16 protein-coding genes and 1 pseudogene are annotated in these 14,724 nt (G+C 70.2%); 6 read left to right on the forward strand and 11 right to left on the reverse strand.

Translation table 11 applies throughout. The features are described 5' to 3' along the window. Positions 1–53: 53 nt before the first annotated feature. Both OG568_RS15200 and OG568_RS15205 read left to right on the forward strand, forming a co-directional pair. Positions 54–827: a DUF4142 domain-containing protein gene (locus tag OG568_RS15200; protein ID WP_329531946.1), complete on the forward strand. Its 774-nt coding sequence runs from the start codon at positions 54–56 to the stop codon at positions 825–827. A gap of 117 nt (positions 828–944) precedes the next feature. Next, complete coding sequence (locus OG568_RS15205; protein ID WP_329531947.1) at positions 945–1,685, forward strand: DUF4142 domain-containing protein; 741 nt, start codon at positions 945–947, stop codon at positions 1,683–1,685. Here the strand turns inward: OG568_RS15205 and OG568_RS15210 are convergent, their stop codons facing one another. The 3 genes from OG568_RS15210 to OG568_RS15220 all read right to left on the reverse strand — a co-directional run bounded on the left by OG568_RS15210 (position 1,686) and on the right by OG568_RS15220 (position 4,292). Continuing rightward, positions 1,686–2,411, reverse strand: a complete 726-nt coding sequence (locus tag OG568_RS15210) for a hypothetical protein (RefSeq protein ID WP_329531948.1) — start codon at positions 2,409–2,411, stop codon at positions 1,686–1,688. A gap of 221 nt (positions 2,412–2,632) precedes the next feature. Further along, positions 2,633–3,169: a MarR family winged helix-turn-helix transcriptional regulator gene (locus OG568_RS15215; RefSeq protein WP_329531949.1), complete on the reverse strand. Its 537-nt coding sequence runs from the start codon at positions 3,167–3,169 to the stop codon at positions 2,633–2,635. Between the two features lie 34 nt (positions 3,170–3,203). Next, positions 3,204–4,292: a PP2C family protein-serine/threonine phosphatase gene (locus tag OG568_RS15220; RefSeq protein ID WP_329531950.1), complete on the reverse strand. Its 1,089-nt coding sequence runs from the start codon at positions 4,290–4,292 to the stop codon at positions 3,204–3,206. Positions 4,293–4,464: 172 nt separating this feature from the next. Here OG568_RS15220 and OG568_RS15225 point away from each other — a divergent pair, with 172 nt between their 5' ends. Then, a complete protein-coding gene (locus OG568_RS15225; protein ID WP_329531951.1) occupies positions 4,465–4,971 on the forward strand; it encodes a nitroreductase family deazaflavin-dependent oxidoreductase in 507 nt (168 codons plus the stop codon). A 496-nt stretch (positions 4,972–5,467) separates the two neighbouring features. Here the strand turns inward: OG568_RS15225 and OG568_RS15230 are convergent, their stop codons facing one another. From OG568_RS15230 to OG568_RS15250, 5 genes are all read right to left on the reverse strand, one after another. Continuing rightward, positions 5,468–5,731, reverse strand: a complete 264-nt coding sequence (locus OG568_RS15230; protein WP_019070513.1) for a hypothetical protein — start codon at positions 5,729–5,731, stop codon at positions 5,468–5,470. Between the two features lie 252 nt (positions 5,732–5,983). After that, on the reverse strand, positions 5,984–7,219 hold the full coding sequence (locus OG568_RS15235) for a cation:proton antiporter (protein ID WP_329531952.1): 1,236 nt from the start codon (positions 7,217–7,219) through the stop codon (positions 5,984–5,986). A gap of 4 nt (positions 7,220–7,223) precedes the next feature. Continuing rightward, positions 7,224–7,709: a cation:proton antiporter regulatory subunit gene (locus tag OG568_RS15240; protein WP_043260500.1), complete on the reverse strand. Its 486-nt coding sequence runs from the start codon at positions 7,707–7,709 to the stop codon at positions 7,224–7,226. A gap of 58 nt (positions 7,710–7,767) precedes the next feature. Next, on the reverse strand, positions 7,768–9,066 hold the full coding sequence (locus OG568_RS15245) for an ArsB/NhaD family transporter (RefSeq protein WP_329531953.1): 1,299 nt from the start codon (positions 9,064–9,066) through the stop codon (positions 7,768–7,770). Next, on the reverse strand, positions 9,063–10,316 hold the full coding sequence (locus OG568_RS15250; protein WP_329531954.1) for a cation:proton antiporter: 1,254 nt from the start codon (positions 10,314–10,316) through the stop codon (positions 9,063–9,065). The genes OG568_RS15245 and OG568_RS15250 overlap by 4 nt, the downstream gene beginning before the upstream one ends. A gap of 296 nt (positions 10,317–10,612) precedes the next feature. Between OG568_RS15250 and OG568_RS15255 the strand changes: the two genes are divergently transcribed. Continuing rightward, on the forward strand, positions 10,613–11,026 hold the full coding sequence (locus tag OG568_RS15255; protein WP_329531955.1) for an STAS domain-containing protein: 414 nt from the start codon (positions 10,613–10,615) through the stop codon (positions 11,024–11,026). A 9-nt stretch (positions 11,027–11,035) separates the two neighbouring features. Here the strand turns inward: OG568_RS15255 and OG568_RS15260 are convergent, their stop codons facing one another. Beyond that, positions 11,036–11,500 (reverse strand): CBS domain-containing protein, encoded by a 465-nt coding sequence (locus tag OG568_RS15260; protein ID WP_329531956.1) that lies wholly within the window; start codon positions 11,498–11,500, stop codon positions 11,036–11,038. 347 nt (positions 11,501–11,847) lie between these two features. Then, positions 11,848–12,252, reverse strand: coding sequence for a hypothetical protein (locus OG568_RS15265; RefSeq protein WP_329531957.1), 405 nt, complete (start codon positions 12,250–12,252; stop codon positions 11,848–11,850). Positions 12,253–12,490: 238 nt separating this feature from the next. Here OG568_RS15265 and OG568_RS15270 point away from each other — a divergent pair, with 238 nt between their 5' ends. Continuing rightward, positions 12,491–13,549 carry a PucR family transcriptional regulator gene (locus OG568_RS15270; protein WP_329531958.1) on the forward strand — a complete coding sequence of 353 codons (1,059 nt, stop codon included), beginning with the start codon at positions 12,491–12,493 and terminating at the stop codon, positions 13,547–13,549. Positions 13,550–13,644: 95 nt separating this feature from the next. On the opposite strand, the pseudogene OG568_RS15275 reads toward OG568_RS15270, so the two are convergent. Further along, positions 13,645–13,878 (reverse strand): annotated as a pseudogene (locus OG568_RS15275) (galactose oxidase); the annotation flags it as partial. Positions 13,879–14,109: 231 nt separating this feature from the next. Here OG568_RS15275 and OG568_RS15280 point away from each other — a divergent pair. Then, positions 14,110–14,691 carry an Rv1733c family protein gene (locus OG568_RS15280; RefSeq protein ID WP_329531959.1) on the forward strand — a complete coding sequence of 194 codons (582 nt, stop codon included), beginning with the start codon at positions 14,110–14,112 and terminating at the stop codon, positions 14,689–14,691. The last annotated feature ends 33 nt before the right edge of the window (positions 14,692–14,724 follow it).

Genomic DNA, 14,724 nt, shown 5'->3' on the forward strand with positions numbered 1-14,724 from the left:
CCGTTGCGGGCCCGTACCTGCCGACGTACCCGCTGTCCGCTCCAGGAGGCACGATGCCCATCTCGCGCAGCACGCTCGGAACCGTCTTCGTGGGCGGCGCCCTGAGCGTCACGCTCGCCGCCCTGGCCTACCCGAGCATGCTCGGCGTCCAGAACGTGTCGACCAACCCGGCGCGCGTGATCGCCAACACCCAGTGGGGTCCGCTCACCGAGGCCGACCGCAACTTCGTGGTCTTCGTGCGCTCCGCCGGACTGTGGGAGGGCCCCTCCGGGGACCTGGCCATGAAGAAGGGGACGACCGCGGCCGTGCGCGAGGCAGGCCGACACCTGGTCATCGGGCACGCCGCACTCGACGCCTCCTGCCGCAAGATCGCCCCCGAGCTGAACATCACCATCCCCAACCAGCCCACCCCACAGCAGCAGGGCTTCCTGGCGACGTTCCAGTCGGACACGGGCAAGCAGTTCGACACCGACTTCGCCAACACCCTGCGCATCACCCACGGCTCGATCTTCAACACCATCGCCAAGATCCGTTCCACCACCAAGAACACCCTCGTGCGTGCACTGGCCGACCAGGCCAACGACGTGGTGCTGGACCACATCACCCAGATGGAGAAGACCGGGCTGGTCAACTTCGACCAGGTCAACTTCCAGGAGACGACCCCGCCGAAGCTGCCCGCCAGCCAGGTCACACCACCGGTGCCGCAACCGGGGGCACCCATGGTCGCCCTCACCGTGCCTCCCGGACTGCCGACCGCCGGAGTACCGACCGGCCCGGCGGACCCTGCCGCGACACCCTCACCGTCCGCCTCCCCCACCACCGGATGACCCCAGGCATGTGACGCACACCACTCGGCAGCATGCAAAATTTACCTAGAGCAATGATCGGATGCTCCGGCCTGTCCGTACCCCCTGGCATACGAGCCGCTCACACCTGGAGGCCGCATGCCCCTCTCCCGCAACATGGCAGGAACCGTCTTCGTGATCGGCGCCCTGGGCGTGACCCTCAGCGCCCTCGCCTACCCCGCGATGCTCGGCGTGCAGAACACCTCCGGCAACCCCTCACGCATCATCGCCAACACCCGCTACGGCCCGCTCACCGAGGCCGACCGCGACTTCGTCGTCAAGGTCCGCTCCGCAGGGCTGTGGGAGTACCCCCTGGGCGAACTGGCGCTGAAGAAGGGCTCCACGGAGGAGATGCGGGAAGCCGGCCGGCACCTGATCGTCGGTCACGCCGGCCTCGACGAGCTGTGCCGCAAGATCGCGCCCGAGCTGAACATCACCCTGCCCAACCAGGCCAGCCCTCAGCAGCAGCAGTTCGTGGCAACCTCGGCGGCCCAGTCGGGCACACAGTTCGACTCCACCGCCGCCAACATCATGCGCGTCACCCACGGCCAGATCTTCCCGGCCATCGCCAAGATCCGCGCCACCACCACGAACACCATGGTCCGCGCGCTCGCCGACCTCGCCAACGACACCGTCCTGGACCACATCACCGTGCTGGAGAAGACCGGCGTGGTCAACTTCGACCAGGTCAACTTCCAGCAGAGCACCCCGCCCAAACTCCCCAAGGATCAGGTCACCCCGCCCCCGCCGCAGGCCGGCGCGCCCCTCGTCGCCCTCACCCCCCGCCCCGACCTGAACGTCAACACCACCTCGCCCACACCCAGCCCAACGGCCGGATGATCAACGATGCGTGGTGGCGCCCCGCCCGGGAGACGCCAAGGCGACGGGAGGCACGGAGAGCCGGTAGGAGCGGACGACGGCGATCACGCTCGCGGCCACGAGGGAGACGGCCCACGGGGCCAGGTCACGCAGCGCTCCCGCCATCCCGGCGCCTGCTTCCATTCCGCGCGGGGCCACGTGCCCCTGGGGGTCGTAGACGACGGTGAGTGCGTCTCCTGGACGGGTCACCTGCCCGCACCCGCGCCAGATGCGCACCGTGAGCGGCGAACCGTCCCGGCGAGCCACCGCGCAGAGGTAACGGCCACGTCCACCAACCGCGGCCCGGCTGCTCTCGATCGACGTCACCACCACCGTCTGCACCCGTCCGCGTTCCATCAGCACGACGCCCGCGGCGGCCTGCGGCGCCTGGAGGGCGAGGCACACACCGAGCAGCGCCACGATGCCGACCAGCGCACGTCCCACCCCCACGACGGACAGGTATAGGGCGAGGGCTGCGGCACACACGAGGCCCGCCTCGCCGCCGGCCAGGGAGGACCTCCCCGTCCACGCCCCGAAGAGCGTCGCAGCGATGATCGCGGCGGCACCGAGGACTCCCGCAAGGAGCCCTTCGCCGACCAGCCGGCGGGGCGGCGTCCCGACGAACTCCGCGGGCCCCCACACCGACGTACGCAGATGCGCCATGAGGTGCGACTCGGCAGGTGCCCTGAACCGGCGCCATCCGCGCATTCCCCTGCACCCCTTGTGTCGTTCCCGGTCCGTCGGCGACCGCCCATGGTGCCGCCGCGGCGGCGCGACCGCCCTGCCTCTGACCGGACACGTCCGCCCGGCGCCCGTTGCCGGAATCCGGCAGCGGAGCGCCCCGCCCACCACTTCCTTGCATTATGCAAACAATGTCGGGCACGGAGAAAAGCCGACCGCCCGAAAATGCACGGAACAGCCGCAAACCGTCACACGTCGTGCGCCAGCGCGCCGTCCACGACCCAGCCGAGCGGGTGCGGCTCCGGGTCGTCCGCGGCGGGGGCCGGGGGCTCTCCGCCCGCCTCGTTGAAGGCGTTGAGGGCTTCGACGAGCGCCAGCCGCTGCGTCGGCCGGAGCCGTGCGACGACGGCGGCGATCTCGGTACGGCGCCGGGCGGTGACGTCCTCGACCGTGCGTCGACCCTCCTCGGTGAGCTGCAACATCGTTTCGCGACGGTTGCCGGGGTTGGTCTGCCGGTCGGCCAGACCGGCGGCGATCAGCCTGTCGACCATGCGCATGGCCGTCGAGGGCGCCACCTTGAGCAGCTCGGCGAGCGCGACCAGTTTGGTGGCACCCCGGGTGGACAGCACGACCAGCATCCGGAACTGCGGCAGGGTCACCCCCTCCTCGACAGCGGCGAGCGAGCGCGCGGAGACCGCCACCAGCAGCCGGGACGCGGTCAGCACCGCCCGGGTGACCTCGTCGACATCGTCCATGGCCCCCGCTGGGGTCTCTCGCTCCGGCATGTGTCCTTTCTACCGTGCCGAAGTCGCTGCTCACTCACGTGATGGGAACAGATTTTCCTTCCCCATGACCGTGGTAGCGCAGCAGGAGCATCGCGGCGTCGTCGTGCAGCGGCCCGGCGGCGTGCCGCACCAGGTCCTCGCGCAGGGCCTCCAGAGCACGGTGCGCGTCGGGTTCCTTGAGCAGGTCCGCCCTCTCGCCGAGGGGGTAGAAGGAGCCGCCCGCGTCGCGGGCCTCGCTGACCCCGTCGGTATACAACAGCAGCTGCTCGCCGGGCGTGAAGTCCACCCGATAGGGCTTCGGGCCCTCGATCCCCTGTGCACCCAGACCCAGCGGCAGGGCGTACACGGGCGGCTGCGGGAAGTCGACGGCGCCGTCCTGGCGTACGACCATGGGAGCCGGATGACCGTAGTTGAGGAAGACGACCACACCGTCCGGGCCGATCTCTGCGAGGACTGCGGTGACGAACTTCTCACCCTCCAACTCCCGGGCCACACTGCGCTCCAGACGTTCCCCCAGCCCGACCAGGTCGGCTTCGTCGTGCGCCGCCTCCCTGAAGGCACCGAGCACCACGGCGGCCGTCTCTACCGCGGCCAGCCCCTTGCCCTGCACATCCCCCACGATCACCCGGATCCCGTGCGGCGAGGCAACCATCTCGTACAGGTCACCGCCGATGCGCGCCTCCGCGACCGCCGAGGTGTACGACACCGCCGCCTGCAGCGGACCCGCGGTCCGCGGCACCGGCCGCAGCAGCACCCGCTGGGCCACCTCCGCGATCGACCGCACACTGGCCAGCTCCGCCTCTCTGCGGGAGCGCATCACGGCCGCCGCGATGCCGGCGCCGGTCACGCCCGCCACCGACACCATCGCGGTGAAGCCCCTGCGCTCCTCGAAGAGCCCGTCGTACAGCCCGAGCCCCACGCACAGGACCAGGGCCACGGAGCCGATCAGCGCCGTACGCCGCCACCCGCCGGCAAGCCCGGAGAACGCCGGCCCCAGCGAGACCAGGGGCAGAAATCCCACTCCCGGACCGGCAACGACGTCCGCAGCGGCCACCACGGCCATCGCCGCCACCGGCATCCAGGACAGCGTCGCTGAATCGGGCGCCGTCCCGCCCATGCCCATATCGTCCTCCAGCGGTGCGGCAGCGCGTAAGAGCCGCCTCTTCGTTTCTGACACAGACGCACCTCCCCGCCTTTAGACTATGCAAAGGTTTCTGGGGCGAAACAGCCCTCGCCCCGGCCTTTTAGCCGACAGAGGCCGCAAGCCGCCGCGTCCGACCCTCCGGAAGGCGAAGATGTCCCACAGACAGAGCACCCCGCACCGGCCCCAACTTCCCACCGGGTGGCGGCGTTTCGGCGCCCGGCTGCCGATCCTCCTCTTCCGCGGCGGGCTAGGACGGGTCTTCGGCAAGCGGCTGCTCCTGCTGCACCACACCGGCCGCGTCAGCGGACTCGACCGTTGCACTGTCCTCGAAGTGGTGGAGCACGACGCGGCCCACGTCAGCTGGATCGTGGCCTCCGGCTTCGGTCCGATGGCGGACTGGTACCGCAACCTGCACGCTAAGCCGAAGACCGTCATCCAGGTCGGCAACCGCCACCGCGCCGTCACGGCACAATTCCTCACGCCGGACGACGGCGCCGAGATCATGGCGGGCTACGCACAACGGCACCCCCGGACCGCACAACGCCTGTGCACGTTCATGGGGTTGCCCGGCGACGGGAGTGAGGCCGGCTTCCGTGACGCCGGCCGCAGCATCCCCTTCGTGCGCCTGGATGCCGACACCGATCCCCGACTGCCCTGACCCACGGTGCGCTCATCGCCGGGCCGGGAGACCGGACACGGCCAAGCGCCCCGGGATCGGCCCGGGGCGCTGTTCCACGGCAGCCGCTTCCCATACCGCGGCGGCACCCTCTCGGGCGCCGAACAAGACCAGAGTCGCGCATGGCACGGCCGGGGCGGCAGCATGCGCCCGCCATGTCAGAGTCTCGTAAGACGCAGGCACCCCAGGAGATTGGCGGCAACGCGGCCGGGCCGAGACCTTTACCCGAAGCGCTGGCGAACTGATTTTGCACTGTTCAAGAATCACATCGGGGGCCGAGCCGACGACCGACAAGCACCCGGCGCCCAGGAGTGACCGGCATTTGTCAGGGGTTTGGGTGGCACACCGGCCGTCGGCGGCCCCGCCATGCAGCCGCGCAGGGCGTGGACATCGCCTTCCGCGGAACCCTCGACCGGCCCTCGGTGAGCGAGTGAGCCGCCTCCAGAGGGAGATGAGAGCCCCACCCTGCGTGCGCCGGTCAACCGGCCATGGCCGCCACGACTAGCGCAACAGCCGCACCGCACAGCAGCACCACAAGCGGCCATGCCGGCCAGCCGCGCCCGGTACGCCTGCGCCACAGCACCAGCCACAGCGCACACGCCGCCACGAACACGACCGTCACACCGCTCAGCTCTCCGTCCCGCCACGCCACCCGCACGGCGCCAGGGTCAGCACCCCATACAAGGAGCGCAACGAGGACACCCACGGTCAGCGCACACACCGCTTCCAGCAGCCTGCTCATACGGTGCCCTTCTTCTCCGGCGTCTCCGTCAGGTCAGTGCGCGGGCGGAACGGATGGCTCGACCTCGACGGTCTCCGTCTTGTGGCCTTCTACGTCCATGCTGGTGGACCGCACGCGGGCTCCTTCGCACGGGACAGCCGGGACGAGTCCCCGACCCGATCCGAGACGCGGCTCCGCCACACCCTCTCGCGCGGACCCAAGTGAGATCTGGACCGCACTCGTACCGGGCCAGGACGCCGGCCCCCTTGCGTCCTAGCCCACCTCGTACGGCTCCTCGGCAGTGCTCTCCCTGGTGTCTCCCGTGTCCGCCGCAACGGCGGTCTTGTCGCGCCTGCGTCCGGTCAGGCGGGTGGCCAGGGGCTCCGTGTAGCGGGCGGTGAGGGGGCCGACGATGACCAGGATCAGCACATACGCCGTGGCCAGGGGGCCGAGGGAGGGTTCGATGCCGGCAGTGACGGCGAGTCCGGCGATGACGATCGAGAACTCACCCCGGGCGACCAGCGTGCCGCCCGCCCGCCAGCGGCCCTTCGCCGAGATCCCCGCACGCCGGGCCGCCCAGTACCCCGTGGCGATCTTCGTGCCGGCGGTGACGACCGCCAGGGCCAGCGCGGGCAGCAGGACCGGCGGGATGCTCGCCGGGTCGGTGTGCAGGCCGAAGAAGACGAAGAACACGGCGGCGAACAGGTCCCGCAGCGGCGAGAGCAGACTGTGCGCGCCCTCCGCCGCCTCTCCGGACAGGGCGATGCCGACCAGGAACGCGCCCACGGCGGCGGACACCTGGAGCTGCTGGGCGAGACCGGCCACCAGCAGGGTCAGGCCCAGCACGACCAGCAGCAGCTTCTCCGGGTCGTCGCTGGAGACGAAGCGGGAGATGTGGCGGCCGTAGCGGACCGCGACCAGCAGGACCAGTGCCGCGGCGCCGAGCGCGACGGCCAGGGTGAGACTGCCCGCCGCGAGGCCCGTACCTGCCAGCAGGGCAGTGATGATCGGCAGATAGACGGCCATGGAGAGGTCTTCCAGGATCAGGACGCTGAGGATGACCGGGGTCTCGCGGTTGCCCAGGCGGCCCAGGTCTCCGAGGACCTTCGCGATGACACCCGAGGAGGAGATCCAGGTGACCCCGGCCAGCACCACCGCGGCGACCGGTCCCCAGCCGAGCAGCAGCGCCATGGCCGCACCGGGCAGCGCGTTGAGGGCGGCGTCGACGAGACCGGCGGTGTACTGGGTCTTGAGGTTGGAGACGAGATCGCTGGCCGAGTACTCCAGGCCGAGCATCAACAGCAGCAGGACGACACCGATCTCGGCGCCGATGGCGACGAACTCCTCGCTCGTGCCCAGCGGCAGCAGCCCGCCCTCGCCGAAGGCCAGCCCGGCCAGCAGATAGAGCGGTATCGGGGAGAACTGGAAACGCGCGGCGAACCGGCCCAGCAGCCCCAGGGCCAGGATGATCGCGCCGAACTCGATCAGGAACCTCGCGGACGAATGCACCGGTTCACTCCCGTCCGAGTATCGCCGCGGCCGCCTCGACACCCTCGCGCGTGCCGATCACGATCAGGGTGTCCCCGCCGGCCAGCCGGAAGTCCGGCGTGGGAGACGGCACGGCCTCGGCCCGGCGCAGTACGGCCACGATCGAGACGCCGGTCTCCGTGCGCATCCGGGTCTCGCCCAGCACACGGCCGTTCCAGTACGAGAGCGCCGACAGCGCTACGCGCTCCGCGACCAGTCCGAGTTCGGTGGTGGACAGCAGATTCGGGCTGTGGTGCGAGGGCAGCAGGGCGTCGATGAGCGCCGTCGTCTCCCCCGCGGTCAGCCGCACCGACAGGGCGCAGGCGTCCGGGTCGTCCGCGCGGTACGCGTTCAGCGTGCGCTCGCCGTCCCGGTGCGCGACCACCGACACACGGCGCCGCTCACGCGTCGTCAGGTCGTACCGGACACCGATCCCCGGCAACGGCGTACTGCTCACGCGTGGAGTACCCATGTGCGTCTTCCTGTCCTCTGTCTCTGTCATCTCTGTCCGATGTCGGTGGTGGCCCTGTTCAGGCCAGTGCGAAGTAGCGCAGCCACACATAGCCGAGCGAGATGGCCACGGTGACAGCCGTGACGATCAGGCCGTACTTGGTGAACTGCCAGAAGGTGATGGGTTGTCGGTTGCGTTCGGCGATGCCGAGGACGACGACGTTCGCGGAGGCGCCGATGGCGGTGGCGTTGCCGCCGAGGTCGGCGCCGAGGGCGAGGGCCCACCACATGACGTGGTCGCCGGCGCCACCCATGTTGTGGACCAGGTCGCCGGTGATGGGCGCCATGGTGGCGACGTACGGGATGTTGTCCACGACCCCGGACAGGACCGCGGAAGCACCCAGCATCGTCAAGGACCCGCCGAGTTCGTTCGTGCCGATCGCGTTCGCGAGCGCGTTGGAGACCTCGTCGATCACGCCGGTGTCGATCAGGCCGCCGATCATGATGAACAGGCCCGCGAAGAAGGCGAGCGTGGGCCACTCGACCTCGGACAGGACCTCGCTCGTCTCGGCCGTGGAAACGGCGACGAGCAGCCCGGCGCCCAGCAGCGCGACGATGCTCGGCTCGTAGTGCAGCACCGGGTGCAGGACGAAGCCCGCCACCACCAGGGTCAGCACGATCAGGCCCTGGACCATCAGCTGCGGGTCCTTGATGGCCTCCCGCTCCTCCAGGGCCATGATCTCGGCGGCGCGGTCCTCGTCGTAGACGAAGGTCTTGCGGAACATCACCCGGCACAACAGGACGAGGACCATCACCAGGACCGCGGACAGCGGGGCGAGGTGGACCAGGAAGTCGTTGAAGGTGATCCCGGCCCGGCTGGCGATGATGATGTTGGGCGGGTCGCCGACCAGGGTCGCGGTGCCGCCGATGTTCGAGGCGAACACTTCGGCGATCAGGAACGGGGCCGCGGGCAGGGCGAGGCGTTCGCAGACCAGCAGCGTCACCGGGGCGATCAGCAGCACCGTGGTCACGTTGTCGAGCAGGGCGGAGGCGACCGCCGTGATGACGACGAGCATGGCCATCACCCGGAAGGGTTGTGCCCGGGCCTTCTTCACGGACCAGATGGCCAGGTACTCGAACATGCCGGTCTTCTTCAGCACGCCGACGATCATCATCATGCCCATGAGCAGGAAGATGACGTTCCAGTCGATGCCGGAGTCCTCGGAGTAGAACGCCGAGACGTCGTCGGTCGCCCCGATCGCGAGCATCAGGCCCGCGCCGCCCAGGGCGACAGCGACGCGGTGGATCTTCTCGCTGATGATCAGGGCGTACGCGCCGACGAATACGACGATCGCCGCCCAGCTGTGCCAGTCGTTCACGGTCCTCCGGTTGCCGAGAGTGCTTGTGGTGAGGTGCTTGTGGGGGCGTCCGTGTCGCCACTTCCGTCCGGGATGCCTGCCAGGTCCTCGACGTCGAAGGCTCGGGCGATGGGCACGTCCGTCGAGCTGTGGGCGACGATCGAGAAGGCGATGCACACCGCGACCAGCGTGAACGCCTGCTCCGCCTGCGGGATTGCGGACTGCAGGACCAACAGGCCGTAGACGACCGAGGCGAAGCCCTTCGGGCCGAACCAGGCCGCCACCAGCTTCTCCCGCCGGGAGATGCCCGTGCCGAGCAGGGACAGCAGCAGCGAGGCCGGGCGGATCAGGAAGATCGCCAGGACCACCGCCGCGTACCCGCCGAGCGACAGGGCACCGAACAGCTTCGGAGTCAGGAGCGCGCCGAACACGAGAAGCGCCGCGAACTTCGCCAGTTCCGCCAGGGCCTCGCCGAGCGGTTCGAAGGACGCCTTCGCCTCCGGTGAGACGTGGGCGAGGACCGCGCCCGCCGAGAACGCCGCCAGGTAGGGGTTGGCGTGGGTGAGGTGGCAGGCCGCGTACAGGATGATGCCGCTCGCCAGCGGCAGCAGCGGCTGGAGTTTCGCCTCCGCGCCCAGCAGCCGGAACCGCACCAACACATTGACCAGCAGGGGCAGTACGACACCGAAGGTCAGGCCGAGCAGCAGCTCGACCGCGATCTTCCCGGGTGACGCCTCGGCGCTGCCCGCGGTGGGACCGGCGGCGGCGATCAGGACGAGGACGACCGGGAGGGCGAGCCCGTCGTTGACACCGCTCTCCACGTTCAGCAACTGCCGCAGCTTGGCAGGCACTTCGGTGCGCCCGACGATCGCCGAGGCGAACACCGGGTCGGTCGGCGCCAGCACGGCGCCCACCAGGAACGATGTCGTCCAGTCCAGGCCCACCAGGAAGTGGGTGACCAGTGCCATGAAGACGAAGGCGAGGGGCATGCCCAGCCCGAGGGCGCGCGCCGGGTTCCTCCAGTGGGCGCGCAGCTTCGGCAGCGAAACGTGCATGCCGTCGGTGAACAGCACCGCGAACAGGGCGAGATCCGCCGTCACGGAGACGATCTCGCTGTCGGGGGTGATGTGGATCAGGCCGAGAAAACCGTCGCTGACAAGCGCGCCCCCGGCCAGGAAGAGGAAGGACGTGGACAGCACCGTGCGGGCCGCCAGGCCCGACAACAGCACCGCCACCAGCAACGCGACACCGAACACCGCCACCAGCACCATGCCGAGTACCCCGATCGGAAGAGAGAGCGATCCCCTGCTCGCCGACCAGGCTTCCCGGCACACCGCTGGAAACCTTACCGGTTCTTGACGCGTCTTTAACAGGCCGTTGCCAGGCACCGCGGGATGCACGGTCTTGCCGGTTTCCGGCAAGGAGCAAGGCGCGCCGGATGGTGCCGCCCTTCTTGTCGGACACCGCCACCCGCGTGGCTGCCCACGGAACGTACGCCTAGGCTGACGATCAGGTGTGCCCGGAAGTCTGGTCGGCGATCGGCCCTCCTCTGCCCTCGGAGCCCCGCATGCCGCACTCCCCCGCAGGTCACGGACCTCACGAGCGCCACCGTCTCCGGGAGATCGGACACCGCCTACGGAACGCCCTGCTGCCCCCGACCGTCAGCGTGATCTCCGACGGGGACCACGTCGTTCTGCGCCTCGCGGGGGAAATCACCTCACGCAACGCGAAGGAAGTCGGCGAACGTCTGCGGGAGGCCCTCGATGCCCGTCCCGGTGTCCTCGAAGTCGATCTCGGCCGGGTGACCTACCTCAGCAACGACGGGGGCGCGGCGTTCTTCCGGGCACTGCGGGCGCCACGCCCACACGGCACCCTGGTGACCGTGACGCATGCGAATGCCCGTGCCCGGACCACGCTCACCCAATTGGGCCTGGCTCGCCTCATCGACATCCGTACCGACTCGGACCGGGACGAGCTCTGACCCCGGAAGTCAGCAGGAAGCGGCGGCGAGCAGCCGTTCCAGCAGATGGGAAGCAGTGATCACGCCAAGCAGACGCACGCCCGCCCCGTCCTTCTCCACGACGGCCACCAACGGGCTGCGCACCTGGGCCATCTGAGCGGCGACCTCCAGCGCGGTGTCGTCCGGCGCGGCGACGGCGGGCCGTGGCGTGCTCTTCGACAGGCAGTCGCGCACCTTGCGGCCCGCGAGCGCCTCGCACAGCCGGTCGGCATGGCGCTCGTCGACCACCGCCGCGAGGGTCGGGTCCTCGACGACATAGGCCGGCACCAGGATCTTGACCATCTGGGAGGCGGGCAGGATCGCCTTCGGCGCTCCCCGTTCGTCGACCACCAGCAGCGCGGGGAGCCGCTGTTCGGCCATCAGCCGCGCGGCGTCCAGAGCGTCGCTGTCAAGGCCGACCGTTTCGTACTCCACCGCCAGGTCACGCGCGCGCACGCTCGGCTCCTGTCTCACGCTCGATGCACCGACTGCCGGCCTGTCCGGTCGTCCACCGCAACGGCAGGCTGGTCGTACGAGCACGATACAACCGACGGCTCAGGACGTACGTCCTGCGGACTAGCCCGCATCCGCCGTCGGTCCCCGCGAACCAGCACGGCCGTACCGAACGCCACAATCACCAGGGCGGCGGCAAGCGGCGCGAGGTAGTAGGCCATCACCGCTCCTCCCATCCCGCTGCATCCCAGGCGTCCAGGTCAGTGGCGTTCACGGCATACGTCCTTAGGCATGAGGAGAGTTGACGTGCGAGGCATGAGGACGTGGCCCCGGTGCAGGTGGGCTCTGGCTCAAGCGGCGTCGTGGTGCGCAGTCGGCCGGGACGGCCCGCGTTCGTCAGGGAAATGACGGCTCAGCCGCCGCACGCACCGGCGGGTCAGCCGCCAGGCGATGAGCGGCGCACCGACTGCCACCACCAGACGCAGCCCGCAGCCGATCGCCCCCGGCGGCGCGAGGACGGCCAGCAGAGCGGTCGCACCGACGCCGAGGACCCACGCGAGCACCGTGAGCAGAGTGACCGCGACCGCCACCGGCACTCCGCCCATGCCCGAGGCGTCCAGATCGGCGTCCGCGTCGAAACTGTCCAGGGCCACGAGTCCGACGGCGAGAAGCAGCCAGAAGCACACGGCCACCAGCAGGGCGGCGGTGCACAGGATCATGGGCAGGCCCGCGGCGGCTTCCACGAAGATCCGCATCACCGGCCCCTCCCCCGCTCGCCTCGTACTCCGACGGGGCACCGCTCCCCTCCGGGTTCCGGCCCGGCACCGTCTGCCGGTGTCCGGCACCGGAACCATCCGCAGCGCTCCCCGCACGCCATGCTGCACGCCCGAGCCCCGCCCTCGCATTGCCGGTTCCCGGCAGCATTCACTAGGGTCTGCATGCCGGTGAGCCGCTAAGAAACCATCACCGATGCGTCAAGATCGCGGGGGCCACATGACGAACCGAAGGATTCCCGACCACTACCTGGACGGCTACGCCGAGATCCTCACCGGGGTCTCGGCCACCGGCCGGCGCCTCACCCGGGAGGAGATCGAGTCCCGGCGCACCCTGGGGGAACAGGCCGCCGACGCCGGCCACGGGCTGCGCGACCTCGTCAGCGCACACCTGGCCGCCGCGCGCCTCGCCTGGCCCCGCGCCTCCGGCTCGACCGACATCGCACTCGCCGCCGTAGAGCAGGCGATAGACGCCTTCGCCGAGGGCTACGAACGCGCCCAGCGCCTCGCCGTACGACAGGAGGAGGCGGCCCGGCGGGAGTTCATCGACGACCTCCTCTACGGCCGCAGCGACCTGGGCCGCCTCGCCGAACGCGCCGAGCGCTTCGGCCTGCGTCTGTCCCACGCCCATGCGGTGGCCGTCGCCCAGGGTCCGGCCGCCTACGACGAGGGCGACCAGGTGCCCCGGCAGGTGGAGCGCGCGCTCATGGCCCGCTTCGGCGACCGCAGCATCCTGCTCACCACCAAGGACGGCCGCCTGCTGTGTGTCGCCCCCGGCCACCAGGACGAGGTCCTCGCCCACTTCGCCAAGCAGGTGTACGCCGCCACCGACGGCTGTCGCGTCGCCGTCGGGCGTCCACAGCCAGGCGCCGGCGGGGTCGTGCAGTCGTACGAGGAGGCACTGAACGCCCTCGACCTGGCCGAGCGTCTCGGCCTCGAAGGGCCGGTGCTGCGCGCCGCCGACCTGCTCGTCTACCCTGTGCTGACCCGCGACCGGCAGGCGATGGCCGACCTCGTCCTCGACACCCTCGGACCACTCACCACGGCCCGCGGCGGCGCCGAGCCGCTCCTCGGCACCCTCACCACCTACTTCGATTCCGGCTGTGTGGCCGCCGAGGCCGCCCGCCGCCTGACGCTGAGCGTGCGCGCCCTGACATACCGCCTGGAACGCATCCACAAGCTCACCGGTGCCGACCCGGCCGACCCCGCCCACCGCTACATGCTCCAGACCGCGGTGATCGGCGCCCGTCTGCTGGACTGGCCCGCTCAGGAGCTCTGAGGGCGATTCGGGCAGGCGGCACCGGCGTTCTCACGGTCGCGCCCCAGTGCCTTGGACGGGGTGCCCTGGGCGTCGGTCACGAAGAGCATGTGCCAGCCGGTCTGCAGCAGGGCCCCGTGGATTGTGTTCTGCCGGAACTCCTTCGGGACGTTCACCGGGTCCCAGTGCCCGTTCTTCGCCTTGTACTCGGGTCTGTTGATCGCGTACTGGTGGTACTTCTCGCTCCCGAAGCGGTACAGCCACGGCCCGTTCATACCGGCAAGCGCGAGCACCGCCACCGCGCCGACCACGAAACGACGGACACGTCGACCCGTGCCAAGATCACTCATTTCCTGCATCCCCCCGGAATGTCTGCAGAGACGGTAGATCGTCAGTCGCACGACCCCGCCTTCGTAATTTGCATGACGCAAAGAAGAGTCCAAACCCATGTAACGGGTGCGATAACCGGACCACTCGCGCACCAGCCGCCCCAGACGTGAAGTGCTCCAGGACGTCCGCGGGAGGACACTGGGATGGGAAACGGGGGCGGGAGCGGGGGTACGCGCGAGGGGGTGTCGACCATGACAGGTACCCGAGTCGGCAGGCTCTGGACCTGGCGCTGGCGCCGGAGTCCGCTCAGGCGCCGCAGCGACCTCGTCGAAGCCTGGATCGTGCTCACGGCGTGGCTGATCGCTCTGGCCGGGAGCCTCCTCGCAGGGCTGACGACAGCGGACGCGGTGAACCGAGGGCTCGACCAGCAGCGGGCGGAACGCCGCCCGATCACGGCGGTCCTGACCCAGAAGGCAGCCGGCAGCACGTCGGCACAGGCCGTGGACGACAGCCACGTATGGGCCGGCGTGCGCTGGACCGCTCCAGACGGTTCATCGCACATCGGCCGCACGGAGGTACGACCCGACACACCGAAGGGCACCCCGGTCGCGATCTGGACCGACCGGCAGGGGCAACTCGTGTCGAAGCCGCTCACGCCCGGGGACGCGGAGTTCCAGGCGGACTGGACGGGCGCGCTGGCCGCGGCGGGCGCGGCCGGATTCGTGTTCGGTGGCGCCCAGCTCGCCCGCGCCGGGCTGTCGCGGCGACGCCTGAGGCAATGGGAGGAGGAGTGGATGCGCGTCGACACCCGCCGGGGCGGGAGGACCGGATGACGCGACGCAGAACCTCTCAACTTCTCAGCTCTT

It is taken from the genome of Streptomyces sp. NBC_01450 (assembly GCF_036227505.1).
GTDB lineage: Bacteria > Actinomycetota > Actinomycetes > Streptomycetales > Streptomycetaceae > Streptomyces.